Source organism: Sphingomonas sp. Ag1 (assembly GCF_000980895.1).
Lineage (GTDB): Bacteria > Pseudomonadota > Alphaproteobacteria > Sphingomonadales > Sphingomonadaceae > Sphingomonas > Sphingomonas panaciterrae.
The window spans coordinates 533,434-557,646 of sequence record NZ_LAZX01000094.1; the positions used below are offsets into that span (position 1 = coordinate 533,434).

At 66.0% G+C, this 24,213-nt stretch carries 23 protein-coding genes and 1 tRNA gene; 9 read left to right on the forward strand and 15 right to left on the reverse strand.

Annotated elements, in window-relative coordinates:
• Positions 1-441, reverse strand: a complete 441-nt coding sequence (locus tag XM50_RS15425) for a MarR family winged helix-turn-helix transcriptional regulator (protein WP_046410719.1) — start codon at positions 439-441, stop codon at positions 1-3.
• 78 nt (positions 442-519) lie between these two features.
• On the opposite strand from XM50_RS15425, the gene hppD reads away from it, so the two are divergent.
• The 5 genes from hppD to XM50_RS15450 all read left to right on the forward strand — a co-directional run bounded on the left by hppD (position 520) and on the right by XM50_RS15450 (position 4,890).
• Positions 520-1,557 (forward strand): 4-hydroxyphenylpyruvate dioxygenase, encoded by a 1,038-nt coding sequence (gene hppD, locus XM50_RS15430; RefSeq protein ID WP_046410721.1) that lies wholly within the window; start codon positions 520-522, stop codon positions 1,555-1,557.
• Between the two features lie 169 nt (positions 1,558-1,726).
• The gene (gene hmgA / locus XM50_RS15435; protein WP_046410722.1) at positions 1,727-3,016 is read left to right on the forward strand and encodes a homogentisate 1,2-dioxygenase; all 1,290 of its coding nucleotides are present in this window, start codon (positions 1,727-1,729) and stop codon (positions 3,014-3,016) included.
• Entirely contained in the window at positions 3,013-3,363 is a 351-nt protein-coding gene (locus XM50_RS15440) for a Rieske (2Fe-2S) protein (RefSeq protein ID WP_046410724.1), read from the forward strand. Before hmgA ends, XM50_RS15440 begins: the two co-directional genes overlap by 4 nt.
• Positions 3,364-3,373: 10 nt before the next feature.
• Positions 3,374-4,249, forward strand: coding sequence for an alpha/beta fold hydrolase (locus tag XM50_RS15445; protein ID WP_046410725.1), 876 nt, complete (start codon positions 3,374-3,376; stop codon positions 4,247-4,249).
• Positions 4,246-4,890, forward strand: coding sequence for a DsbA family oxidoreductase (locus XM50_RS15450; RefSeq protein ID WP_046410726.1), 645 nt, complete (start codon positions 4,246-4,248; stop codon positions 4,888-4,890). Before XM50_RS15445 ends, XM50_RS15450 begins: the two co-directional genes overlap by 4 nt.
• Before the next feature lie 36 nt (positions 4,891-4,926).
• On the opposite strand, the gene XM50_RS15455 is transcribed toward XM50_RS15450, so the two are convergent.
• Together XM50_RS15455 and XM50_RS15460 are read right to left on the reverse strand one after the other, a co-directional pair.
• On the reverse strand, positions 4,927-5,559 hold the full coding sequence (locus XM50_RS15455; RefSeq protein WP_046410728.1) for a glutathione S-transferase family protein: 633 nt from the start codon (positions 5,557-5,559) through the stop codon (positions 4,927-4,929).
• Positions 5,560-5,572: 13 nt separating this feature from the next.
• Complete coding sequence (locus XM50_RS15460; RefSeq protein ID WP_197075564.1) at positions 5,573-8,719, reverse strand: acetyl-CoA carboxylase family protein; 3,147 nt, start codon at positions 8,717-8,719, stop codon at positions 5,573-5,575.
• 145 nt (positions 8,720-8,864) lie between these two features.
• On the opposite strand from XM50_RS15460, the gene XM50_RS15465 reads away from it, so the two are divergent.
• On the forward strand, positions 8,865-10,124 hold the full coding sequence (locus XM50_RS15465) for an MFS transporter (RefSeq protein WP_145119217.1): 1,260 nt from the start codon (positions 8,865-8,867) through the stop codon (positions 10,122-10,124).
• Here XM50_RS15465 and XM50_RS15470 read toward each other — a convergent pair.
• From XM50_RS15470 to XM50_RS15495, 6 genes are all read right to left on the reverse strand, one after another.
• The gene (locus XM50_RS15470) at positions 10,111-10,647 is read right to left on the reverse strand and encodes a (2Fe-2S)-binding protein (protein WP_046410733.1); all 537 of its coding nucleotides are present in this window, start codon (positions 10,645-10,647) and stop codon (positions 10,111-10,113) included. The genes XM50_RS15465 and XM50_RS15470 overlap by 14 nt on opposite strands.
• A 73-nt stretch (positions 10,648-10,720) precedes the next feature.
• Positions 10,721-11,842 carry a CaiB/BaiF CoA transferase family protein gene (locus tag XM50_RS15475; protein ID WP_046410734.1) on the reverse strand — a complete coding sequence of 374 codons (1,122 nt, stop codon included), beginning with the start codon at positions 11,840-11,842 and terminating at the stop codon, positions 10,721-10,723.
• Between the two features lie 88 nt (positions 11,843-11,930).
• Entirely contained in the window at positions 11,931-13,040 is a 1,110-nt protein-coding gene (locus tag XM50_RS15480; protein WP_046410736.1) for a CaiB/BaiF CoA transferase family protein, read from the reverse strand.
• Positions 13,041-13,050: 10 nt separating this feature from the next.
• On the reverse strand, positions 13,051-14,235 hold the full coding sequence (locus XM50_RS15485) for an acyl-CoA dehydrogenase (RefSeq protein WP_046410737.1): 1,185 nt from the start codon (positions 14,233-14,235) through the stop codon (positions 13,051-13,053).
• Between the two features lie 140 nt (positions 14,236-14,375).
• Positions 14,376-14,720, reverse strand: coding sequence for a DUF6285 domain-containing protein (locus XM50_RS15490; protein ID WP_052742602.1), 345 nt, complete (start codon positions 14,718-14,720; stop codon positions 14,376-14,378).
• Entirely contained in the window at positions 14,717-15,733 is a 1,017-nt protein-coding gene (locus XM50_RS15495; protein ID WP_046410739.1) for a phosphotransferase family protein, read from the reverse strand. The genes XM50_RS15490 and XM50_RS15495 overlap by 4 nt, the downstream gene beginning before the upstream one ends.
• 90 nt (positions 15,734-15,823) lie before the next feature.
• On the opposite strand from XM50_RS15495, the gene XM50_RS15500 reads away from it, so the two are divergent.
• The 3 genes from XM50_RS15500 to XM50_RS15510 all read left to right on the forward strand — a co-directional run bounded on the left by XM50_RS15500 (position 15,824) and on the right by XM50_RS15510 (position 20,560).
• Complete coding sequence (locus XM50_RS15500; protein ID WP_046410740.1) at positions 15,824-17,191, forward strand: acyl-CoA dehydrogenase family protein; 1,368 nt, start codon at positions 15,824-15,826, stop codon at positions 17,189-17,191.
• 156 nt (positions 17,192-17,347) lie between these two features.
• On the forward strand, positions 17,348-18,343 hold the full coding sequence (locus XM50_RS15505) for an NAD(P)H-dependent flavin oxidoreductase (RefSeq protein WP_046410742.1): 996 nt from the start codon (positions 17,348-17,350) through the stop codon (positions 18,341-18,343).
• Positions 18,344-18,424: 81 nt separating this feature from the next.
• A complete protein-coding gene (locus XM50_RS15510; protein ID WP_046410744.1) occupies positions 18,425-20,560 on the forward strand; it encodes a histidine kinase dimerization/phosphoacceptor domain -containing protein in 2,136 nt (711 codons plus the stop codon).
• Between the two features lie 38 nt (positions 20,561-20,598).
• Here XM50_RS15510 and XM50_RS15515 read toward each other — a convergent pair whose 3' ends face one another.
• From XM50_RS15515 to XM50_RS15540, 6 genes are all read right to left on the reverse strand, one after another.
• Positions 20,599-21,114, reverse strand: coding sequence for a biliverdin-producing heme oxygenase (locus XM50_RS15515; RefSeq protein WP_046410745.1), 516 nt, complete (start codon positions 21,112-21,114; stop codon positions 20,599-20,601).
• Positions 21,115-21,159: 45 nt separating this feature from the next.
• Positions 21,160-21,246 (reverse strand) — tRNA-Leu (locus XM50_RS15520).
• Positions 21,247-21,378: 132 nt separating this feature from the next.
• Positions 21,379-21,750, reverse strand: coding sequence for a PilZ domain-containing protein (locus tag XM50_RS15525; protein WP_046410746.1), 372 nt, complete (start codon positions 21,748-21,750; stop codon positions 21,379-21,381).
• Positions 21,751-21,881: 131 nt separating this feature from the next.
• On the reverse strand, positions 21,882-22,343 hold the full coding sequence (gene dksA / locus XM50_RS15530; protein ID WP_046410748.1) for an RNA polymerase-binding protein DksA: 462 nt from the start codon (positions 22,341-22,343) through the stop codon (positions 21,882-21,884).
• A 532-nt stretch (positions 22,344-22,875) separates the two neighbouring features.
• On the reverse strand, positions 22,876-23,289 hold the full coding sequence (locus XM50_RS15535) for a hypothetical protein (RefSeq protein WP_197075565.1): 414 nt from the start codon (positions 23,287-23,289) through the stop codon (positions 22,876-22,878).
• A 331-nt stretch (positions 23,290-23,620) separates the two neighbouring features.
• Positions 23,621-24,130, reverse strand: a complete 510-nt coding sequence (locus XM50_RS15540) for a host attachment family protein (RefSeq protein WP_046410749.1) — start codon at positions 24,128-24,130, stop codon at positions 23,621-23,623.
• Between the last annotated feature and the right edge of the window lie 83 nt (positions 24,131-24,213).

Here is a 24,213-nt window from a genome sequence, read left to right on the forward strand (position 1 = left end):
TCAGGTCTCCAGCGCTGCCGTATCGATCCGCCGCAGCATGGCCACGAACCGGTCCAACTCGGCACGCGTAAACCGAGCGAATATCTTGCTCTCGAGTTCCAGCGCCTTGGGCGCGACGCTGGCGTAAAGATCGCGCCCTTCATCCGTCAGCGACAGGTGATGCGACCTCTTGTCTCCCGGATTGGGCGCGCGCGCGAGAAGTCCGCGCTCGACCAGCGCGATCGCCGCGCGGCTGACCGTCACCTTGTCCATTCGGGTGCGCTCGCCAATTTCGGCCTGGGTGATCGCTTCCACCTCGGCGATCACGGCCACTAGCCGCCATTCGGGAATGGTGAGCCCGAACAGCGATTCATAGGCCTTGGCGATGCGGTCACTCACCAGGTTTGAGGTGATCGACAGCCGATAGGGCAGGAACCGGTCAAGCACGAGCTGGTTGGTCATGAAGCAACCGGTAGCATTTGACACGGATCGCTCAAGCCGCGATCATAGTCACAAATGTTACCAATTGAGGATGCGCCAATGTCTGCCGACAACCCACTCGGCCTCAACGGCTTTGAATTTGTGGAATTTACCTCGCCCGACCCAGAGGCGATGGCGAAGCAGTTCGAGCAGCTGGGCTTCGTGCCAACGCACCGTCACCCGACGAAAAACATCACCCGCTACAAGCAGGGCCGCATCAACCTGATGCTGAACCGCGACGAGGCAGGGCGGGTGAAGCAGTTCCGCAACGAACACGGCGCCTCGGCCAGCGCGATGGCGTTCCGCGTCGCCGATCCGAAGAAGGCGCTGGAATGGGCGCTCGCCAACGGTGGCAAGCCGACCGAGGAAGACGACACCGTCATCATGGGGATTGGCGGCTCGTACCTCTATTTCATCCAGGACGGCATCGACCTGTATGAGAACTGGGCCGAGTTCGACGGCTGGCGCGAGGCGGAGGCGAAGAACAACGTCGGGCTCGATCTGCTCGATCACCTCACCCACAATGTCCGCCGCGGCCAGATGCAGGTGTGGAGCCAGTTCTACCGCACGCTCTTCAACTTCGAGGAGCAGAAGTATTTCGACATCAAGGGCAAGGCGACCGGCCTGTTCAGCCAGGCGATGATCGCGCCCGACAAGGCAATCCGGATCCCGCTGAACGAAAGCCAGGACGACAATTCGCAGATCGAGGAATTCATCCGCGAATATCAGGGCGAAGGCATCCAGCACCTCGCACTGACCACCGACGACATCTACGACACGGTCGAGCGGCTGCGCGCGCGCGGCGTCAAGCTGCAGGACACGATCGAGACTTATTACGAGCTGGTCGACAAGCGCGTCCCCGGCCACGGCGAGGATCTCGAGCGGCTGCGCAAGAACCGCATCCTGATCGACGGCTCGGTCGAGAATGACGAGGGCATCCTGCTCCAGATCTTCACCGAAAACATGTTCGGCCCGATCTTCTTCGAGATCATCCAGCGCAAGGGCAACGAAGGCTTCGGCAACGGCAACTTCCAGGCGCTGTTCGAAAGCATCGAGCTGGATCAGATCCGTCGGGGCGTGATTAAGGTCGATGCCTGACCGATGATCGAGGCGTCTGCCTCGATCGAGGTGCGGCGCTCCGGCGCCGCCATCGACCGGCCAGCGCGGCAAAGCCGGCGCACAAGGCGCGGCTTTGCCGCGTCTGACGCGCCGGCGAGCCCCACCAACCGACACCCGTAATCAAAAACAAAACCCGCCCGAGGTGAGGATGCCTAACGACACCACCGCCCACTACACCCCCGGCTTCGGCAATCATGTCGCGACCGAGGCGGTGCGAGGCGCCCTCCCCATCGGCCGCAACTCGCCGCAAAAGCCGCCCTTCGGCCTTTACGCGGAGCAGCTCTCCGGCACCGCCTTCACCGCGCCGCGCCACGAGAACCGCCGCTCGTGGCTCTATCGCCTGCGCCCCTCGGCCGAGCACCCGCCGTTCACCCGCTACGAAAGCGCCGTGCGGTTCGCGCCGGGCACGGTCAAGGAACCGCTCGCCCCCAATCGCCTTCGCTGGGATCCCGTAGGCGGTGACACTGGCGTCGATCTGATCGACGGCATGACGACGATGCTCGCCAATCGTGATCCCGCCGACCTCGAAGGCGTCGCGATCCACCTCTACGCCGCCGATCGCGACATGGAGAACCGCGTCTTCGTCGACGCGGACGGCGAATTGCTGTTCGTGCCGCAGGAAGGCCGGCTGGCGCTGCTGACGGAGCTTGGCCGGATCGACATCGCGCCTGGGCAGATCGCGCTGGTTCCCCGCGGCGTCCGCTTCCGCGCGCTGCTGCCGGACGGCTCAGCCCGCGGTTATGCGCTGGAAAATCACGGCGCGATGTTCCGCCTGCCCGATCTCGGGCCGATCGGCGCCAATGGCCTCGCCAACCCGCGCGATTTCGAGACGCCGAACGCCTGGTTCGAGGATCGCGACGAGCGTTTCGAGGTGATCCAGAAGTATTTCGGCAACCTGTGGCATACCGAGCTTCATCACTCCCCGCTCGATGTGGTCGCCTGGCATGGCAATCTCGCGCCGTGGCGCTACGATCTGGCGCATTTTAACACCATCAACACCGTCAGCTTCGACCATCCCGATCCGTCGATCTTCACCGTGCTGACCTCGCCCAGCGACGTGCCCGGCCGCGCCAATGCCGATTTCGTGATCTTCCCGCCGCGCTGGATGGTGGCGGAGGACACGTTCCGCCCACCCTGGTTCCACCGCAACATCATGTCCGAGGCCATGGGCCTCATCACCGGCGCCTATGACGCCAAGGCGGAGGGCTTTCGCCCCGGCGGCCTCTCGCTCCACAATCTGCTGAGCGGCCATGGGCCGGACAAGGCGACGTGGGATGCCGCATCCAACGCCGATCTGAAGCCGCACAAGATCGGCGGCACCATGGCCTTCATGCTGGAAAGCTGCTGGCCCTATCGCCCAACCGCCTTCGCGCTCGAGCACGCCCAGCCTGATTACGACGCCTGCTGGGCCGATTTCCCCAAGGCGAAGCTCCCCTGACCGAGCGTCTTACCGCCACGCCGGCCGGCATCGCGCTCGGCCCGCTCGATCAGATCGCGGACGGCGCCGCGCGCAGCTTCGTCATCGAAATGCGCGCCGGCCGCTTCCACGGTTTCGCCGTCCGCCGCGGCGACCAGGTGTTCGGCTATGTCGATCGCTGTCCGCACATGGGCCTGCCGCTCGCACAGAAGCTCGACGATTATGTCGCTGCGGATCGCATCGCATGCAGCTGGCACGGCGCGCTGTTCGATATCGAGAGCGGCGCGTGCGCCGGTGGCCCCTGCCCCGGCACCACCTTGACGCGGTGGCCCCTTACGGTGGAGGCTGGCACGATAATTACAGGGTGAGGGAGAGGCCATGAAGGCGCGCGCGAACGGCATGGAGCTGGAATATGAATCGTTCGGCAACCCCGCCGATCCCACTATCCTCCTCATCATGGGCCTGGGCGCACAGCTGACGCTCTGGTCGCTCCCGTTCGTCGAGGCGCTGGTCGAACGCGGCTTTCACGTCGTCCGCTATGACAATCGCGACGTCGGCCTGTCGACCAAGCTCGATCACGCCCGCCCGCCCCGCATCGGCATGTTGGTACTCCAGCGCCTGCTACGCCTGCGCCCGCGTGTACCGTATACGATCGGCGACATGGCAGCCGACGCCGCCGGCCTGCTGGACGCGCTGGGGATCGAAAAGGCGCATATTGTCGGCGCCTCGATGGGCGGGATGATCGCGCAGGTCTTCGCTGCCACCTATCCCGATCGCACGCTGTCGCTCACCTCGATCATGTCCACCACCGGCAATCCCCGGCTGTCGCGCGCCTCGCGCGAAGCGATGGATGTCCTCGTCAACCGCCCCAAAACGGACGACTTCGAGGCGCTCGTCGCCCATGGCGTCCGCGCGTCCAAGGTGCTTGCCGGCCCCGCCTTTCCGGTGGAGCCCGAGGTGCTGGAAGCGCGCGTACGCGAAACGATCCAGCGTTCGAACTATCCCGATGGCTTCGCGCGGCAAGTGGCCGCGATCGTCGCCGACGGCGATCGGCGCGAGCGGCTGAAGACGATCAAGGCGCCCGCGGTCGTCATCCACGGCACCGACGACACGCTGGTGCCGATCGACGGCGGCCGCGATACCGCCGCCAGCATCCCGGGCGCGCGGCTGGTGGAGGTTCGCGGCATGGGCCACAACGTGCCCGTTGAGGTCATCCCCGAGATCGTCGACGCGATCGAAAGCGTCGCGCGGTGAGCGGCCGCACGCTCCGCATCGATTTCGTCTCCGACGTCGTCTGTCCCTGGTGCCTGATCGGCCTCGCCAACCTCGAACGCGCGCTCGCCAACCTTGGCGACGAGGTACCGGTGGAACTCGTCTTCCACCCGCTCCAGCTAAACCCCGGCCTCCCGCCGGAAGGCGAACTGGCGGCCGACAATATCGCCCGCAAATATGGCATCACGCCCGATCAGGCGCGCCGCCGCGGCGGCGGCGTGCGGGCGGCGGCGGAGGCCGCCGGCGTATCGATGGCTGGCCGACCGGATCGGCTCTACGACACGTTCGACGCGCATCGCCTGCTTCATTGGGCGGGGCACCAAGGGCGGCAATTGGCGCTCAAACATGCGCTTCTGCGTGCATATTTCGACCAGGGGCGTGCAATCTCCGACCATCACGTGCTGGCCGATGCCGCCGCTGGTGCAGGTTTGGACAGGGAAATGGCGCTCCAGATCCTCGCCCGGGGCGATTTTGCGGCCGAGGTGGCCGATGACGAGATCGAATGGCGGTCCGAAGGCATCGCCTCCGTCCCTACCATGGTGATCGACCGCGAATTCGTCATCAACGGCGCCCAGGAACCCGATCGCATCGAGCGCGCGCTGCGGAAACTGGCCGCGCGCTAGCCGCCATCTTGGCTCGATCCGCTTAGGGGCATGGGCTCAGAATGGCGCCGCCACGGCCTTCTGCGCCTCCTTCGCGCGCGAAAACCCGTCGCGTGCCTTCAGCCGCTCCCAATAAGCGGCGACTTGCGGCGGAAAGCCATTGTCGATCTTCAGGCTCTTGGCGAGGAGCAGTGCGTAACCCACGGAAATTTCGGCCGCCGTGAAGCGTCCGCCGACCAGGTATTCGCGGTCCCCCAGCGCCCGCTCCACATGCCGCAGCCGTGAGTGGAACCACTGCGCATAATCATCCGCCGCCTGCGGCAGGCGCCGCTCCGGCGGCTCCAGCATGCGATATCGCAGCACCAACGTCTGCGGGAAGGTCAGCGTCGCCTCGCCGAAATGCAGCCAGTTCAGCCACACGCCATAGTCGGGCGAGCCAGGCTCCACCACCAGATCATTCGGGCCCGCACGCGTCGCGAGATACTGAACGATCGCGGCCGATTCCGTCATCCGCGTCTCGCCTTCCACCAGCAGCGGGATCGTGCCGAGCGGATTGACGTCGAGGTAAGACGGCTCGCGCACCCGCGGCGGGAACGGCAGCAGGTGGAGCTTATAGTCGAGCCCCAGTTCCTCCAGCGCCCACAGCGCCCGAAAGGATCGCGCATCCGCGCAGTGATACAGTTCGATCATCGTGTCCCCCAAATCACCAGGTATCGATATAGCGGCCAGACCGGCGCGCCGGCGTCGAGGCGAGCCCGCGCAGCAGCCAGGCCCGCGTGTCCGCCGGGTCGATCACCGCGTCGATCTCAAGGAACTGAGCCACTGACACAGCTTTGCCGCGCTCGTATGAATGCGCGACAAGTTCTTGATATCGCGCCTCTCGTGCCTCGGCATCCTGGATTGCCTCAAGCTCCTTCCGGTAGCCGAGTCGAACCGCCCCTTCGAGCCCCATGCCCCCGAACTCACCGGTCGGCCACGCGACGGTGAACGGCCCGGCATGGAGCGATCCGCCCGCCATCCCCTGCGCGCCAAGCCCGTATGCCTTGCGCACCACGACCGTGAAGATCGGGACAGACAGCGCCGCCCCGACCACGAACATGCGCGAGGCACGGCGGATCGGCGCGGTCTTCTCCGCCTCCGGCCCGACCATGAAGCCAGGCGTGTCGCACAGCGAGACGATCGGCACGCCGAACGCGTCGCACAGCTGAAAGAAGCGCGCCGCCTTGTCCGCACCTTCCGCGTCAATTGCGCCCGACAAGTAGCGGCAATTATTGGCAATCACGCCCACGGCACGGCCGTCCAGCCGCGCCAGCCCGGTGATCATCCCCTTCGCCCAGCCACCGCGCAGCTCGATGAAGGAACCAGTGTCGAACAGCCCGTCGATCGCGCGGCGGATGTCGAACACGCGCAGCCGATTCTCTGGCACCACGTGCCGCAACAGCCGCTGGTCCGGCGCATCTCCGCCCGCCACCCGCCCCTGGAAAAACGACAGCAGCCGCCGCGCGAGATCGGTCGCCTCCGCCTCATCCTCTGCCAGCACGTCGATCGCACCGCTGTTCCAATGCACCTCGACCGGCCCGACTTCCTTGGGCGAATAGACGCCGAGCCCACCGCCCTCGATCATTGCCGGGCCACCGACGCCGATATGCGCGTCGCGCGTGGCGATCGTGATGTCGCAGCTGCCGAACAGCACGGCATTGCCCGCAAAGGAATAGCCCGACGTGATGCCGATCCTCGGCGCAACACCGGACAGCGCGGCAAAGCGGCTGAACGTCGGCACGTCGAGCCCCGTCGCGCCGACCGAATCGACGTCCCCCGGCCGTCCCCCGCCGCCCTCGGTATAGAAGACGATCGGCAGCTTCAGCTCGCCCGCAATACCGAGCAGCCGATCGGTCTTGCGGTGGTTCATATGGCCCTGCGTGCCCGCCAGCACGGTATAGTCATAGGCGAGGCCAAGGCACTTGGCGGCTTCCTCGCCATGATCCGCGGCATTCACCGTGCCGATCCCGCCGATCAGGCCGTCGGCGGGGGTGTTGCGCATCAGATCGTCGAGGGTCCGGCGCCGTCGCTGCGCCGCGATCGTCAGCGCGCCATATTCGATGAAGCTGCCCGGATCGAACAGGTCGTCGATATTCTCGCGCGCCGTGCGCTGGTTGGTGCGCCGCCGCCGCTCCACTGCCGCCGGGCGATTGGCGTCGAGCCCCAGCGCATGGCGTGCGCGCACCTCGGCCAAGTCGTCGCGAATCAGGTCGAGGTCGAGCGCCGCGGCTTCGGCCGCCACATCCTCGTCACCGCCGGCTGGCTCGATCGAAACGAACACCGCGCCCTCGTCGATCACCCGCCCGGACTCGGCCACGACCGCGCGTACCACGCCCCCGTGCGTCGCGATCACGGCATGCTGCATCTTCAGCGCTTCGATCGTCCCCACTTCGGCACCGCGCATCACCCGGTCCCCCGGCTGCACCCCGATCGCCACCACCACGCCAGCGAGCGGCGCGACGATCGCCTGCGCGTCGACGGGCGCGGCGGGTGCTGCGGCAGCCACGGCAAAATCGCCGACGCTGCGATCGAACCAGCCGGTGTCTACGTCGCCCGCCGCCACCTCGGCGCGCGCGAGCAGCGCCGCATGCAGCGGCAGGTTCGTCGCAACACCCCCGATCTCGAATTCCGCCACCGCGCGCCGTGCCCGCGCCAGCGCCGATTCCCAGTCCGGCGCATGGACGATCAGCTTGGCGAGCAGCGAATCGAACCGTGGGTTGGCTGCCATGCCCGCCTTCAACGCGCCGTCGATGCGGATACCCGGCCCGCCGGGCACCTCGACATTGCTAATGGTGCCGCCCGACGCACGCGGCATGCCGTCGGCACCGATCGTCTCGGCATTGATGCGCAGCTGGATCGCCACCCCGCGCGTTCCCGGCCGCTCCGCCGGCACGCTGCCGCCCTCGGCGAGACTAAGCTGGAGGGCCACAAGGTCCAGCCCGGTCACCTCCTCGGTCACCGTATGCTCCACCTGAAGACGCGGGTTCACCTCGAGGAAAGCGAACGCCTCCGGATCATCAGCGGCGCGCTCCTTGTCGACCAGGAACTCCGCCGTCGCCAGCCCGACATAGCCGGTGTCTTCCAGCAGGCGTTCCGCGGCCCGCTCGATCCGCGCGGCAAGCGCCGGGTCGAGCGTTTGCGCCGGCGCAATCTCGATCAGCTTCTGGTGCCGCCGCTGCACCGTGCAATCCCGGGTACCGAGCGCGATCACCCGGTCGGCAGCATCGGCCGCAAGCTGCACCTCGATATGCCGCGCCGCAGGGATATAGCGTTCGACCATCACCTCGGCCGATCCGAACGCCGCCAGCGCCTCCGCGCCCGCCGCCTCGATCTGCGCCGCCAGCGTCGCCGGGTCGTGCACGACGCGGATGCCGCGGCCACCGCCGCCGGCCAGTGCCTTCACCACCACCGGTCCCCTTGCCTCGGCCCCCTCGGCCAGCACCGGCACGCCCACCGCCTGCGCATGGCGCTTGGCGACCGCCTTGTCGCCGAACAGCGCCAGCAGCCTCGCCTCCGGGCCGACGAACAACAGCCCGGCCTTGGCACAAGCCTCGGCAAAAGCCGCATTCTCGCTGAGGAAGCCGTAGCCGGGATGAACCGCATCGCAGCCTGCCTCGCGCGCCGCGGCGATCATCGCATCAAGGGAAAGATAGGCCGCCGGACCTTCGCCGCTCAGTCCGATTGCGCGGTCAGCGGCGCGCACATGCGGCGCGCTCGCGTCATCGGCGGAATGAACCGCGACCGTCTCGATTCCCATGGCAGCAGCCGTGCGTGCGACACGAATCGCGATCTCGCCGCGGTTAGCGATCAACAGGCTTTTTATCGTGCCTCTCCCTTTCAGCCTTCTTTCACGTCGTCATGCCGAAGCATCAACCTCTTTTCGCCTCGGCTGTCCTGACGTGTAAGGGGCAGCAGAAGGTCGAACCCCGCGTTCGATGTCAGGACAGGTTGAAGGCATGAACCCCAGGCTGAAATCAATCATCGGCGGATCGACGGGCAATCTCGTCGAATGGTATGATTGGTATGCCTATGCGGCCTTCTCGCTCTATTTTGCGCCTCATTTCTTTCCGGCGGAGGATCAGACCGCGCAATTGCTGAGTGCGGCGGCGGTATTTGCGGTCGGCTTTGTCATGCGGCCGATCGGTGCGTGGATCATGGGGGTCTATGCCGATCGTCGCGGCCGCAAGGCGGGGCTGACGCTGTCGGTCACCTTGATGTGCGCCGGATCGCTGCTGATCGCCATCACGCCCGGCTATGAGACGATCGGCGTCTTGGCGCCCGGCCTGCTGGTGCTCGCGCGGTTGATGCAGGGGCTGTCGGTTGGCGGCGAATATGGCGCCAGCGCGACCTATTTGTCGGAGATGGCAGGGCGTGACCGGCGCGGTTTTTACTCCAGTTTTCAGTATGTCACACTGATCGCCGGGCAGCTCACGGCACTCATGGTGCTGCTGGTCCTGCAGGTCACAATGGATGAAAGCACCCTGGATTCCTGGGGCTGGCGGATCCCCTTTGCGATTGGCGGGGTGCTCGCGATCGTCGTGTTCCGCATCCGTCGGGGGCTCGCCGAAACGGAAAGCTTCAAGAACAGCAGCGGCCCGAAGTCGGGGTTCTGGACGCTGGTGACTCACCACCCGCGGGAGACCGCGACGGTGATGCTGCTGACGGCGGGGGGCACGCTCGCCTTCTACGCCTATTCGGTCTACATGCAGAAGTTCCTGGTCAATACCAGTGGCTTCGACCGGGAAGTTGCGAGCCGGATCAATGCCGCGACCCTGTTCTTCTTCATGTGTTTGCAGCCGGTCGCCGGCGGCTTGAGCGACCGGATCGGACGCAAGCCGCTGATGATCGCGTTCGGCATTGCGGGGTGCCTGTTCACATATCCGATCTTCGTCGCGCTGGAGAGCGTGCGCAGCCCGTTCGTCGCTACTGGTCTGGTGATGGCGGCGCTGGTGATCGTGACCGGTTATACATCGATCAATGCGGTGGTGAAGGCGGAGTTGTTCCCCGCGAACATCCGCGCGCTGGGCGTGGCGCTGCCCTATGCGCTGGCCAATACGCTGTTCGGTGGGACGGCGGAATATGTCGCGTTGAAGTTCAAGGACCTCGGATGGGAGCGCGGATTCTATTGGTATGTGACGGGAATGATTGGCGTTTCCCTGATCATCTACCTCAGGATGCGCGACACCCGTGTGACCAGCCGGATCAACGAGGACTGAGCGCAGGGACGGCGCGGGCGGCCTCCGCCGGGTCGATCCCCGGGCGGGTGCCGGCATCGATCGTTTCGTCGCCCCGCGCCACGCGCGCCGCCTTTTGGATGGCCTCCACGAGACGCGGGTAGATGCCGCAGCGGCACAGATTGGTGATGGCCCGGCGAATATCGGCCTCGGACGGATCACGCCTGGCCTTGATCAACGCCGATGCTGCCATGACCATGCCAGGGATGCAGAAGCCGCATTGCACGACATTGCCGTCGAGCATGGCGAGTTGCACCGGATCGGCGCGATCGCGCGACAGGCCCTCGATCGTGGTGACGAAGCTGCCCTCGACCTCAGCGATCGTCACCTGGCACGACCGCACGGCGCGGCCGTCGACATCGACCGTGCATGCCCCGCACGCGCCCGTGCCGCAGCCATATTTGGCGCCGGTCAGGTTGGACGCGTCGCGCAGCGCCCACAACAGCGGGGTCGCCGGATCGAGCAGATACTCGACGGCTTCATTGTTGACGGTCAGTTTCGTCATGGGCGCGTCTTAGCGCGAAAACGCTGCGCGAAAAGCGCCACCCCGTGCCGGAGCGCGGCGTGGCGCCTTTCCCTCAATAGCCGAGCGCCGCAATCTCGTCCGCCGAGAAGCCGAGATCACGCAGCACGGCCGCGTCCTGCCGATCGTCGCCAAGCGCGGGCGCCACGGTGCTGCTTTTGGAATAACGCGGTGCAGGTGCGGGCTGCTTGATGCCGCCTGCTTCGACAAAGGTGCCGCGCGCCTTGTTGTGCGCATCGTCATACGCCTCATCGAATCCGAGCACGGGGGCGAAGCAGACATCGTGGCCCTTGAACGCTGCGACCCATTCGTCGCGCGTCTTCGTCTTGAACAGGGCGGTCAGTTCATCCTTGAGCGCCGGCCATTGCCGCTGGTCCATCTGCGCCGACCATTTGTCGTCGCTGAGCCCCATTACCTTGCGGAACTCGGCGTAGAATTGCGGCTCGATCGCGCCGAGCGAGATGAACTTGCCGTCGCTCGTCTCATAGGTGTCGTAGAAATGGGCGGCGGTATCGAGCAGGTTGGTGCCCCGCTCGTCGCTCCACCGGCCCATGCCGCGGAAGCCCCACATCATGGTCATCAGCACCGCCGACCCGTCGGTCATCGCGGCATCGACCACCTGCCCCTCGCCGGTGCGCGCCGCATGAAGCAGCGCGGCGAGCATGCCGTAAGCGAGGAACATGCCGCCGCCGCCGAAATCGCCCGCGAGGTTGATCGGGGGCGTCGGCTTCTCACCCTTGCGCCCAAAAGCGTGGAGCGCACCGGAGATGGCGATATAATTGATGTCATGGCCGGGTTCGGGCGCCATCGGACCGTACTGGCCCCAGCCGGTCATGCGGCCGTAGACGAGCTTGGGATTGTCGGCGAGCAGCACATCGGGGCCGAGGCCGAGCCGCTCCATCACGCCGGGACGGTACCCCTCGATGATGGCGTCCGCTCCCTTCACGATCTTGCGCACGGCCGCGATCGACTTGGGATCCTTCAGGTCCATGCCGATCGACTTGCGGCTGCGCAGCAGCGGATCCTTTTCCGCCACGCCATTGCCCTGCGTCTTGCCCGGCCGATCGATGCGAATTACCTCCGCGCCGTGATCGGCGAGCATCATGCCGGCAAACGGGCCCGGGCCGATCCCGGCGAATTCAACGATACGGATACCGGCAAGGGGTGGCGTGCTCACGGATGCTCTCTCCTGTCTGATTTGCAGGGAGAGGTATCGCGGCGAGGACGCGAGCACAACAAAAGTTATGCTGGCATAGCGGCGCCCATCAGGAGCGGAGCGTTGGTGCCCCCTTGTCGAGCGCAAGCGCGGCGTCCGAGAACTGAATCGGCGTGCGCAGGCCGGCGATCGGCCGCGTCTCGTTTGCGGGCAGCACCATGCCGCGTGCCTGGACCTGCGGGTCGTTCAGCGCCTGCTCGACGGTATTGATCGGCCCCGCGGGCACCCCCGCCGCCTCCAGCTTCGCGAGCAGATCGTCGCGTTCGAAAGCGCGGCAGCGTTCCTCGATCAGCGCAAACAAGGGCGCGCGATGTTCGATCCGGCCGGCGTTGGTGTCCCATCGCGGGTCCGGCCCGATCCCGACGATCGCGGCGAAGCGGTGATATTGCGCGTCATTGCCCACCGCCAGGATGAACCAGCCATCGCTGGTCGGGAACACGGCATAGGGACTGACATTGGCATGGGCATTGCCCATCCGCGCCGGATTCTCCCCGCTGGCGAAATAGTTTGCCGCCTGATTGGCGAGCACGCCGACCATCGTGTCGAGAAGCGCGCAATCGACCTGCTGGCCACGCCCGGTGCGCGCGCGCATCATCAACGCGGCCTGGATGCCGATCGTGGCATAAAGCCCGGTCATGATGTCGGCAAAGGCGACGCCGATCTTCTGCGGCGCGCCGTCCGGCTCCCCGGTCAGCGACATGATCCCGCCCATGCCCTGGATGATGAAATCATAGCCGGCACGGTGGGCATAGGGCCCGGTCTGGCCGAAGCCGGTGATCGAGCAATAGACGAGCCGCGGATGATCGGGCGCGAGGCTGGCGTAATCGAGGCCGTATTTGGCTAGGCCGCCGACCTTGAAATTCTCGATCACCACATCGGCGTCGGCGATCAGCGCCTTCACCCGCGCCACGTCCTCCGACTTCGTAAAGTCGGCGACGATGCTGGTCTTGCCGCGGTTGCACGCGTGGTAATAGGCCGCCGCGCGGTCGCCCTCATGCTCCACGAACGGCGGGCCCCAGGTGCGGGTGTCGTCCCCCGCCGGGCTTTGCACCTTGATCACCTCGGCCCCGAGGTCGGCCAGGATCTGCCCCGCCCAAGGGCCGGCGAGGATTCGGGCAAGCTCGACGACCTTGATGCCCTTGAGCGGGGTTTCCTTCATGGGCCGGCGCTCAGAAGGCGGCGATGCCGGTGATCGCGCGACCCAGGATCAGCGCGTGCACGTCATGCGCCCCCTCATAGGTGTTCACCGTTTCGAGGTTCATCACGTGGCGCATCACCTGATACTCGCCCGAAATGCCGTTGCCGCCGTGCATGTCGCGCGAGACGCGGGCGATATCGAGCGCCTTGCCGACATTGTTGCGCTTCACGATGGAGACCATTTCCGGCGCGAAGCGGCCCTCGTCCATCAGGCGGCCGACACGCAAGGAGGCCTGCAGGCCGAGCGCGATCTCCGTCTCCATGTCGGCCAGCTTCTTTTGATAGAGTTGAGTCGCCGCAAGGGGCCGGCCGAACTGGTGACGGTCCAGGCCGTACTGCCGCGCGGCGTGCATGCAGAATTCCGCCGCGCCCATCGCGCCCCAGCTGATGCCGTAGCGCGCGCGGTTGAGGCAGCCGAACGGCCCCTTCAGCCCCTGAACGTCGGGGAGCAGCGCGTCTTCGCCCACCTCGACATCGTCCATCATCACCATGCCGGTGATCGAGGCGCGCAGCGAGAGCTTGCCCTCGATCTTCGGCGCGGTGAGGCCCTTCATGCCCTTTTGCAGCACGAAGCCGCGGATCGCGCCGCCATGCGCGTCGCTTTTTGCCCAGATGACGAACACATCGGCGATCGGTGCGTTGGAGATCCAGGTCTTGCTGCCGGAAATACGATAGCCGCCGTCGGTCTTGACCGCGCGGGTCTTCATGCCGCCGGGGTCGGAGCCGGCGTCCGGCTCGGTCAGGCCGAAGCAGCCGATCCACTCACCACTGGCAAGCTTGGGCAGATACTTCCGCTTCTGCTCCTCCGAGCCATAGGCATGGATCGGGTACATCACGAGGCTGGACTGCACGCTCATCATCGAGCGGTAGCCCGAGTCGATCCGCTCCACCTCGCGCGCGACCAGGCCGTAAGCGACATAGGATGCGCCGACGCCGCCATATTCCTCGGGCACGGTTGGCCCGAGCAGGCCGAGCGCCCCCATTTCGCGGAAGATTTCCGGATCGGTATGTTCGTTGGCGAAAGCCTCGATGATGCGCGGCGCGAGCTTTTCCTCGGCATAGGCACGCGCAGTATCGCGCACCATCCGCTCATCCTCGGTCAGTTGTTCGTCGAGGAGAAAGGGATCCGCCCAATCGAACGCGCCCATGCCGGCCATAATCTGCTCCACCTAAAAGCTGGTCCGCCCCGATCGCGGTCGCCGGCCGCGCGCTTCGCCCCAATCCTGGAGTGACGAGAAGCGCGCGCCGGCAGCCCGCAGTGAGCGGTGTCAGGAGGGGCTATAGCGGCTGGAGCGAGTCAGCCAAGCGTATGGGCGTATTTGGGCTGATCGATCGCGATCGTATCGAGCGCCGTCGCCTTCAGATGCGCGACCAGCGCGGGATCGTCGGGGGCGATCGTGCCGCTGCGGATCGCGGCGACCAAGGCGGCGTCGAGCTCGTCGCGGGTGCCGTCGCGGTGCAGCAGCGCACGCATCCGCTCCACCGCACGGGCGTCCGCCGCCGGGCTGAGCGCCATGTCGCGCGCGGCGATCTCCAGCGCGTTGCGTGCGACGCGCAGGCCAAAGACGCTGGCGCTGCCATCGACCGGCAGCCATTGCGCAACGCCCGCCACCAGCTCCTGCGCGGTCGGGTGCGTGATCATGCCGCGTTCCTTTCGATGATCGCCACGATGTCCGCCTCGGTTTCCGACAGGCGCCGGCCGATCACGCCGCGCTCCGGCCCGGCGCTCGGGTCCGAGGCGAAGCTTGCGTACATGCCCATCGTCATGACGCCCCATTTGAGGCTGCCGAGCATCGACCAGAAATCGACTCGCGCCGCGCTGATCGGCTCGCCGCCCGCCTCGGCATAGCCATCGAGCAGGTCCTGCACGTCGCCGAAACCGCCGACGTAGCGATCGGGCCGGCCGAACTTCCAACTGTTGGTGCACAGCCATCCCAGATCCTCGGCCGGGTCGCCGACATGCACCAGCTCCCAGTCGAGCACCGCGACGAGGCCCTCGTCGGGATCGACCATGATGTTGCCGTTGCGGAAATCGCCGTGGACGAAGCGGGACGTCACCTTCTCCTTCGGCAGGCGCTTTTCCAGCCAGCGGAACGCGGCCTCGATCGTCGGGCGTACCGCGCCGGTGGCGCGCCACGTCGCCTCGTAATTGGCAAGGGTGGTTTCCGCGTCGGTCTGGTCGAGGCCATCAAGCGGCGCGACCGAGTGGATGCGGGCGAGCGCCGCGCCGCATTGCCGGGCAAGCTTGCCGCGCGCCGGCTCGAAGGCGGGATCGCTGGTGATCTTCTTGCCCAGCGTCTCGCCGGCCACGCGGTGCATGACATAGGCCTCGTCCAGCCCGTCGGCCTCCTCGTCGCAGACATAGGTGACGATCGGTGCGGGAACGCCCGCCTCAACGGCAAGCGCGATCGCCTCCGCCTCGCGACGCAGCGGCGGTTTCGAGACGGCGGAGTTCATCACCATCCGCGTGCGGCGGCGAAGGATCAGCGGCGTCTTCGCCTCGCCCTCACCCACCGCATCGAACGCCCATGTCTCCATGCTCGCGCCGCCGGTCAGCCGTACCAGATTCTCGACCCGCTCAGCCCCGGGGGCCATGCGCGGTGCAAGCGCGGACAGTCGCCGCGCCAACTCGTCTTTCGAAAGCCTCTCCGCCATCGCCCCTCGGCTTGTTTGAATTAGGGGCTTTAAAATCCGTGAGAGGCCGCTACGCAAGTTAAAAGAGTCGACTTAATTCGGGAGAGGGCCATGGATTTCGGATTGCCGCAGGATCTGCTCGACTATCTCAAGGAGCTGGATGCGTTCATCGAGGCGGAGATCAAGCCGCTGGAGGATGCCGACGATAACGTCCGCTTCTTCGACCACCGCCGCGAATATGCGCGGACCGATTTCGAGGCCGGCGGCCTGCCGCGGCACGAATGGGAAGAGCTGATGCGCGAGGCGAAGCGCCGCGCCGACAAGGCGGGGCATTTGCGCTTCGCGATGGATCCCAAGTTCGGCGGCAAGGGCGGGTCGAACCTGTGGATGTGCGTCATCCGCGAATATCTCGCTGCCAAGGGCCTCGGCCTCCACAACGATCTGCAGACCGAACACAGCATCGTGGCGAACAACCCGTTCGCCAAGATGTTCGACGATTTCGGCACCGAGGAGCAGAAGGAGGAATTCATCACCGGTACGCTGAACGGCACCCGCCGGGTGACCTTCGGTTTGACCGAGCCGTATCACGGCTCCGACGCGACCCATATGGAAACGCGCGCGGTGCCGGAATCTCGCAACGGCGTGCCGGGCTATGTCATCAACGGCGAGAAGATGTGGACGACGGGGATGCACGTCGCGACGCATTGCGCGCTGTTCGCCCGCACCAGCGGCGATGACGGCGCGGCGAAGGGCATCACCTGTTTCCTGGTGCCGACCGATGACGAGGGCGTCCAGATCGAGGAATATCTCTGGACCTTCAACATGCCGACCGATCACCCGCGCGTCAGCTTCAAGGACGTATGGGTGCCGGAGACGACGATCTTCGGCGATCCGGAAAACGGCCTCCCCGTCGCCCAGGCGTTCGTGCACGAGAATCGCATCCGCCAGGCCGCGTCATCGCTGGGCGCAGCGACTTACTGCATCGAGGAATCGATCCGCTACGCCCGGCAGCGCAAGCCGTTCGGCGAGGATCTCGCCCGCAACCAGGCGATCCAGTTCCCACTGGTGGAGCTCGCCACCCAGGCCGAGATGCTTCGCCTGCTGATCCGCAAGACCGCCTGGGAAATGGACCAGATGCCGCACCACGAGGTGGAGAAGCGCCTCTCCGACAAGGTGTCGATGTGCAATTACTGGGGCAATCGGCTCTGCTGCGAGGCGGCGGACCGCGCGATGCAGGTGCATGGCGGCATCGGCTATTCGCGGCACAAGGCGTTCGAGCACATCTATCGCCATCACCGCCGCTATCGCATCACCGAAGGCGCGGAGGAGATCCAGATGCGCAAGGTCGCAGCCTTCCTGTTCGGCTACCTCGGCCCGCGCCGACAGGAGTTCAAGGAACTCGACTGGAGCGACGTCGACTATCGCAACAGCCAGATCCGCCCGCGTTCGGGGAAGCAGGCGCTCGGCAGCGTCTTCTGATCGCCGGCTTGCCCTAGCCACTGCCGCCGCGCGTTGGTGCGCACGGCAGCGGGCGGGGCGGGCCAACCGCGCGCCGAGCGGACTTGCGGCCCCGCCGCGATCGGCATAACATCTGTTACGTTAGCGCGCCCGACGAGGCGCCCATGGGAGAGGGAAATGCTCAAGACGCGGTTCACCGAGGCGTTCGGGGTCGACTATCCGATCGCGCAGGGCGGCATGCAGTGGGTCGGCAAGGCGCATCTCGTCGCCGCCGTCGCGAATGCCGGTGCGCTCGGTTTCGTCACGGCGCTGACTCAGCCCACGCCGGAGGATTTGGCAAAGGAAATCCAGCGGACCAAGGATCTGACGGACAAGCCGTTCGGCGTGAACCTGACGATCCTGCCGACGATCACGCCCCCGCCCTATGCCGAATATCGCCGCGCGATCATCGAAGGCGGGATCAAGGTGGTCGAGACCGCCGGCTACAAGCCGCAGGAACATATCGACGATTTCAAGGCGCACGGGATCAAGGTGATCCACAAGTGCACCGCGGTCCGCCACGCACTGTCGGCCGAGCGGATGGGCGCGGATGCGATCTCGATCGACGGTTTCGAATGCGCCGGCCACCCGGGCGAGGACGATATTCCCGGCCTGATCCTGATCCCGGCGGCCGCCGACAAGATCAAGGTGCCGATGCTGGCCTCGGGCGGCTTCGGCGATGGACGCGGCCTCGTCGCCGCGCTGGCGCTGGGTGCCGACGGCATCAACATGGGCACGCGTTTCTGCGTCACGCAGGAAGCGCAGATCCCCGACAGCTTCAAGCAGCAGATGGTCGAGAATGACGAGCGCGCGACCGACCTCATCTTCCGCACGCTGCACAACACCGCGCGCGTGATGAAGAACAAGGTCAGCCAGGAAGTCGTGGCGATCGAGCGCAAGGGTGGCGCCGAGTTCAAGGATATCCAGCATCTGGTGGCGGGCGCGCGTGGCCGTGCGGCGATGGAAAATGGCGACACGCAGGACGGCATCTGGTCGGCCGGCATGGTGCAGGGCCTGATCCACGACGTGCCCACCGTGAAGGAACTGGTCGACCGTATCGTGGCAGAGGCGGAGCAGATCATCGAAGGCCGGCTGCAGTCGATGATCAGCCGCTATGCGGAAGCTGCGGAGTAACAAAGGTTATTGATTTCGATCAGTTGCGCGGTTCGTTCGGAACAGGCATTTGACCTTCCTTTACGGGTTCAAGGGAAGGTCATGGCGAGCTTAAGCGAGCGGGCCGCGCCCGAATTGACGGAATGTGATCGCGAGCCGATCCACATTCCCGGAGCCATCCAGCCGCATGGCCTGCTGCTCATCGCTGGTCCCGAAACGCTGCGCGTCCTGGCGGGGGCCGGTGCGCTGGAAGAGGTATTCGGCACCGACTGGCTGGGCGCACCGCTCCAGCAATTGCTGGCGCAGGACGTGGCCGCGCGGCTGGACAATCCGATCGCCGGGCCGGGAGGCACGATCCGCGGCACACCGCTGATCATCGACGATCGCGCCTATGACGTGGCGATCCATCGCGGCGCCGACCAGGTGATCGTCGAACTGGAGCCGACCGGCACGGAGCCGCTGCTGGCCGGAGACATCCTGTCGTGGATGGACGTGATCGCTGCCGGGTTCGAGCGGGCGAGCAATCTCCAGATGCTGTGTGCACGTGCCGCCACTGCGTTTCGCGCGCTGACCGGTTTCGACCGGGTGATGGTGTACCGCTTTCTTGATGACGAAGCGGGCCGTGTCGTCGGCGAGGATCGGGACCCCGCGCTCGGCACCTTCATGCACCATCACTTTCCGGCAGCGGACATTCCGCGCCAGGCGCGGGCGCTCTACGTGCGCAACCGCGCGCGCGTGATCCCCGATGTCGGCTATTCGCCCGCGCCGATCCGTCCGGCACAATATAGCGGCACCGACCTCAGCGACGTATCGGTGCGCAGCGTGTCGCCGATCCATGTCGATTACCTGCGCAACATGGATGTGGGCGCGTCCGCGTCGATCTCGATCGTCAAGGATGGGGTGCTGTGGGGCCTGATCGCCTGTCATCACCGCACCGCCAAGCTGATGCCGATCGATATCCGGATGGCGGCGACGACGCTGTCGGGTGGCCTCGCACGGCAGATTCGCGCCAAGGAAGAAGCCGAAAGCTATCGCGAGCGGCTGGCGCTGCGCGCGGCGGAGGATTCGCTGGTGCCCGCGCTGAAGCCGCCGCTCACGCGCGCGGTGAGCGACCGGCACGATGATCTGCAACGGATGCTGGACGCCGACGGCGTGGCGCTGGTCCATCCCAAGGGTGTCGATTGCTACGGCCGGTGCCCGTCGAAGAGCGAGATCGAGGCGATTGCCGAATGGCTCGGCGAGCGCAACACGACCGAGGCCTATGTCACCCACGTGCTGCCGAGCCAGTATCCGCCGGCCCAGGACTATGCGGACAAGGCCAGCGGACTGCTCGCGGTGTCGGTGCCGGAAGAGAATGCGACCATCCTGTGGTTCCGCGCCGAGCAGGTCGAGGAGATCGAATGGGCCGGCAACCCGCACAAGGGCATAGGCCATGATCCACAGGCGACGCTGACGCCGCGCGCGTCGTTCGAATCGTGGCGTGAGACGGTGCGCGGACGCTCGCGCCGCTGGACGCTGGAGCAGGTGGAGGCGACGCATCGCCTGCGGCGTGCTTTCCGTGACGCGCGCGATTCGCGCGAGCGGCAGCGGTTGTTCCAGGAATTGGAGCGTGCCGTCGCCGACAAGGACAACGCGCTGGCGCAGAAGGACGTGCTGATGAAGGAGGTGGACCACCGCGTCCAGAACAGCCTTCAGCTCGTCTCCGCCTTTCTCTCGCTCCAGGCGCGCGACGCGGGGCCAGGCCAGGTCGCCGACCAGTTGATCGAGGCGCGGTCGCGCCTGTCGGCGGTGGCGCTTGTGCACCGGCGGCTTTACCGTGACGACCAGATCGAGACCGTCGATCTTGCCCGCTATCTCGATGAACTGGTGCAGGATCTGCGCGGTTCACTGGGCCAGGAATGGGCCTCGCAGATGACGATCGACCTGACGCCATTGCTGATCCCCACCGATCGCGCGATCAGCGTCGGGCTGGTAGCGTCGGAACTGGTCATCAACGCGACCAAATACGCCTATGAGGGCGGCACCGGGCCAATCGACATCTCATTGGAGCAATATCGCAACCGCTTCCGCCTGATCGTCGCGGATCATGGCGTCGGGGTGACGGGCGACCGCGTCGGCTTCGGCAGCCGGATGATGCAGGCGGTGATCGGGCGGCTGAACGGGACGCTCGATCATGCCGACAACAGCCCGGGCCTGCGCGCGATCCTGACCGCGCCGATCGAGGACGACACGGACTGACGGCGAACGATCGCGCCGCGCCGGGTGGTGCGATCGTGTCAGATGACGGGGACGCGGGCGGCCGCCTCGTACAAGGCAAAGGTATCGAGCGCGCCGGCGATCATGGCGGCGTGCCACGCCTCGTCCTGCCGCGCGGCGGCCGTATCAATCGCGGTGCGGATCGTGCGCCACTCGCCTGGCTGATGCACCGCCGACAGATAGGCGTGCGGGAGGCCGGCGCCGACACGCTTCGCCAGGATACCGCCGCCGAGCCGCGATCCCTCCACCACATATAGGGCGCCCCATGCCGCCGCCTCGCCGCCGGACGCGGTCTCAATCGGCAGATCGACGCTGGCGCCCAGCGCCGCAAGGTCAGCGGCGAGCAACGGCGTGCGACGACGAAGCGCGCGCCATATCTGCGCCGCGCGCGCCTCTGCCGTCGGCAGCGCGCGGGCATGCGCCAGCAGCATCGCGCGATATTCGGACGGATCGGCAAAGTCGTAGCCCGCAAAGGCCGAATCGACCGAGTCATGCGCGGCGGCGGTGGCGGTACGAAGCAGGGAAATGGCAGACATTGCCGGCGCGATGCCTGATCGGGAGGCCGGCGTCGAGCCAGTCTATGGTACGGGTGGTCGGACTCGAACCGACAATCTGTTGCCAGAGGCGGATTTTGAGTCCGCTGCGTCTACCAATTCCGCCACACCCGCGTGTCCGGAGGGCGCCTTTGGCATGAACTGGGCGTGCCCGTCCAGCCCGCGATCAGGCTCGTTCCCACTTTATCGTCAGGCTTGGCCACTGGCGCTACGCAACGGTGGTCGCCGCGGGAATGAACGGGGCTATCAGCCCGGGAAGCGCATGGTCCGCGGCTCGGCCTGGTCCGACGCGCGGGCGCCAAGCGGCTTTCGCGCGCGCTGCGGATCGATCGGCCGGTCGAAGGCGATCCCTGCCCGCCCCTCGGTCTGCCACGCCACGCGGCCGGAGACGAGGCCAATCCCGCGCAATTCGATCTGCACCGCAGACTCAGGCGACACAGGTTCGGGCAATTCCGCCATCAGGCCGCCGGCAGAAAGATTGCGAACCCGGACCGACAGGTCGTTCGGCATTCCTTCCACCTTCAGACGCGCCAGCAGCAACAGGCTGTCCCGACCACGATCGCCAGTGGCAGGCGTTTGGGAATCGTCGAGGAAGATGCTCGCGGAAGGGGAGTCCATGGGCGAGGATTATTCCAGCATGTGTTTACGAATTGCAAACAAACAGCCGTCAGACTGTCCCATTTAGGACCAATCCATCGTCTTTAGCCCACGACCGGCGGGGTGGATGATCCCGCCGGGACCGCAGCGGCTCAATCCTCGCGAGAAACCTTTTCGTTGCGCTCGTGCCGTTCCTGCGCCTCGACCGTCATGGTCGCAATCGGCCGCGCCTCAAGCCGGCCCAGGCTGATCGGCTCGCCGGTCACCTCGCAATAGCCATATTCGCCATCATCGATCCGGCGCAGCGCCGCCTCGATCTTGCCGATCAGTTTGCGCTGGCGATCGCGCGTACGCAGCTCGATCGACCAGTCGGTCTCGCTCGACGCGCGATCGTTGAGATCCGCCTCCCGCAGCGAGTCGACCTGAAGCTGTGACAGCGTGCCCTGCGATTCCCGGAGGATCGCGTCCTTCCAGGCCAGAAGCTTGGCCCGGAAATATTCCTGCTGTCGAGGGTTCATGAACGGTTCGTCCGGGCTTGGACGGTAACCGTCGTCGTTTGCAGCCCCTAGGTCTGCTGGGTCTATCTGATCCACGCGATTGTACGCCGTCGCCATCGACCTATCTCCCCGCCCGCGTCAGGGTGTCGTAGCACCACCGCGCCCCGGAAGGGGCCTATAGACGCGGAGGAGACAACCGACAAGCACTCGCAAGCGTATAAAAGTGCTTATTTGATATTCGGTTGCGAGGACATGAACGAATTAACCGATCGCTGGATGTCCCGGAGTGACACGTCGGCTCCAAATTGTGCGCTGCACCTCATGTTTTTCGCGGTTATTGGATACAGGGACGAACCATTGCTGTTGTGTTTAAGGCTTTGTTCGGCACCTTGAGCCCACAAGGGCAGCAACGCTTTTGAAGAACAGGTGGCCCCTGGCCTCCAGCAGAATGAGAAAGTGACATCATGTCGGTGCGGATGGCTTTGGCGAAACTCTGCGCGTGCACCGTTGGCGGTGCAATCGTCGGCGGAGGCGCAGTGCATGTCGCCCAGACACAGAAAGCTCGCAGTTCCTATACCAAGTTCGTGAAGCAGGCGCCCAAGAAGGTCGTCCGGCGCCCACGGCCGACAACCCCCGTACGCCGAGTCGTTCAGGCTGCCACGCCGCCGACCTGCGCGCCGGCCGTGGTGACGGTCGCGTCGCAGGCAGCGCCCGTTCCGGTGCCGCTGCCCCCGGCCCCTTCCGTCGTGTCCGGCGGCGGTGAGGTCGCGCCGATCGTCGGTGGTGGCTGGGGCGGTGGCTTTGGCGGCGGCGGCTTCTTTGCCGGCGGGTTCTTCGGCGGATCGGGCGGATCGGGCTCCAGCGGAATCGTGATTTCCTCGACGTCCAGTTCGAGCGGCGGATCGACCTCCACGTCGTCGGGTGGCTCGTCCACCTCGACCGGCGGCTCCTCGACGTCGACCTCCACGGGCGGCTCGTCGACGTCCACCTCGACTGGCGGCTCGTCCACCTCGTCATCGACCTCTACCGGGTCGTCCACCTCCTCCTCGACATCGTCCTCCACCTCGGGCTCGACGTCGAGCTCCTCCTACGGTTCGTCGTCCAAGGGCTGGGGCTCATCGTCCAAGGGCTGGGGCTCGTCCTCCAAGGGGTGGTCTTCGAACGGCGGGCATCCCGGCACCAGCAGCGGCAACCCGTCGCCGGTTCCTGCTCCGCCGATGATGATCCTGTTCGGCGCAGCGGCGGCAGCGCTGATCGCCCGTCGACGGTTCGCGAAGAGAGCGCAGCCGGCGGACTGACGGGGCAATCCCGCCGCGCCTGCCCTGACACAATGAAGGCGGCGTACCCCGTGGTGGGTACGCCGCCTTTCCTTACTTCTCTTCCGGGCCCTGGCCTCAGGCGTCGAGCAATGCCTTTTCGATGTCGGCGATCGGGTGGCCGGTCAGATCCTTGGCCAGTTCGCCCGACAGGCGATCGGTCACTTCCTTGTGGTAGTGTTTGCGCAGTTCGCCGAGCGTCTTGGGCGGCGCGATGACGATCAGCGAATCATATTCATTGGAGAACGCCCGCTTCTTCAGCAGTTCAGCCGCGTCCGCGGCAAAGCGATCCTCCTCGAGCTGATGGTAGTCGGTTTCACCCAGCGAGCCGCGCGAGGGGGCGAATTGTGCGCCCGCACCTTGCGCGTGGTTGGAACCGTTGCGCGCGATGGAGGGCGCACCGGGGCCCGACTGCGTGGAGGACGCCCGGCCTGCCTTGTCGGTCTTCTGATCGAGATCCGACGGGTTGGGCCGCTCCTCGGCATGTTCGACGGTCAGATTGGGGTGCACTTCATCGCCTTCGTTGCGCAGGAAGAGCAGCTTGCGGCCATCCGCGACCAGAACGACGGAATTGTACGGCACGTGCATGAGCAAGGTCTCCTGTTTTGCTTGTCATGAGAAACAACGCGCCGCCGCCGGGCCGGGTTGCCTCACTGATCGCTGCCCGGCAT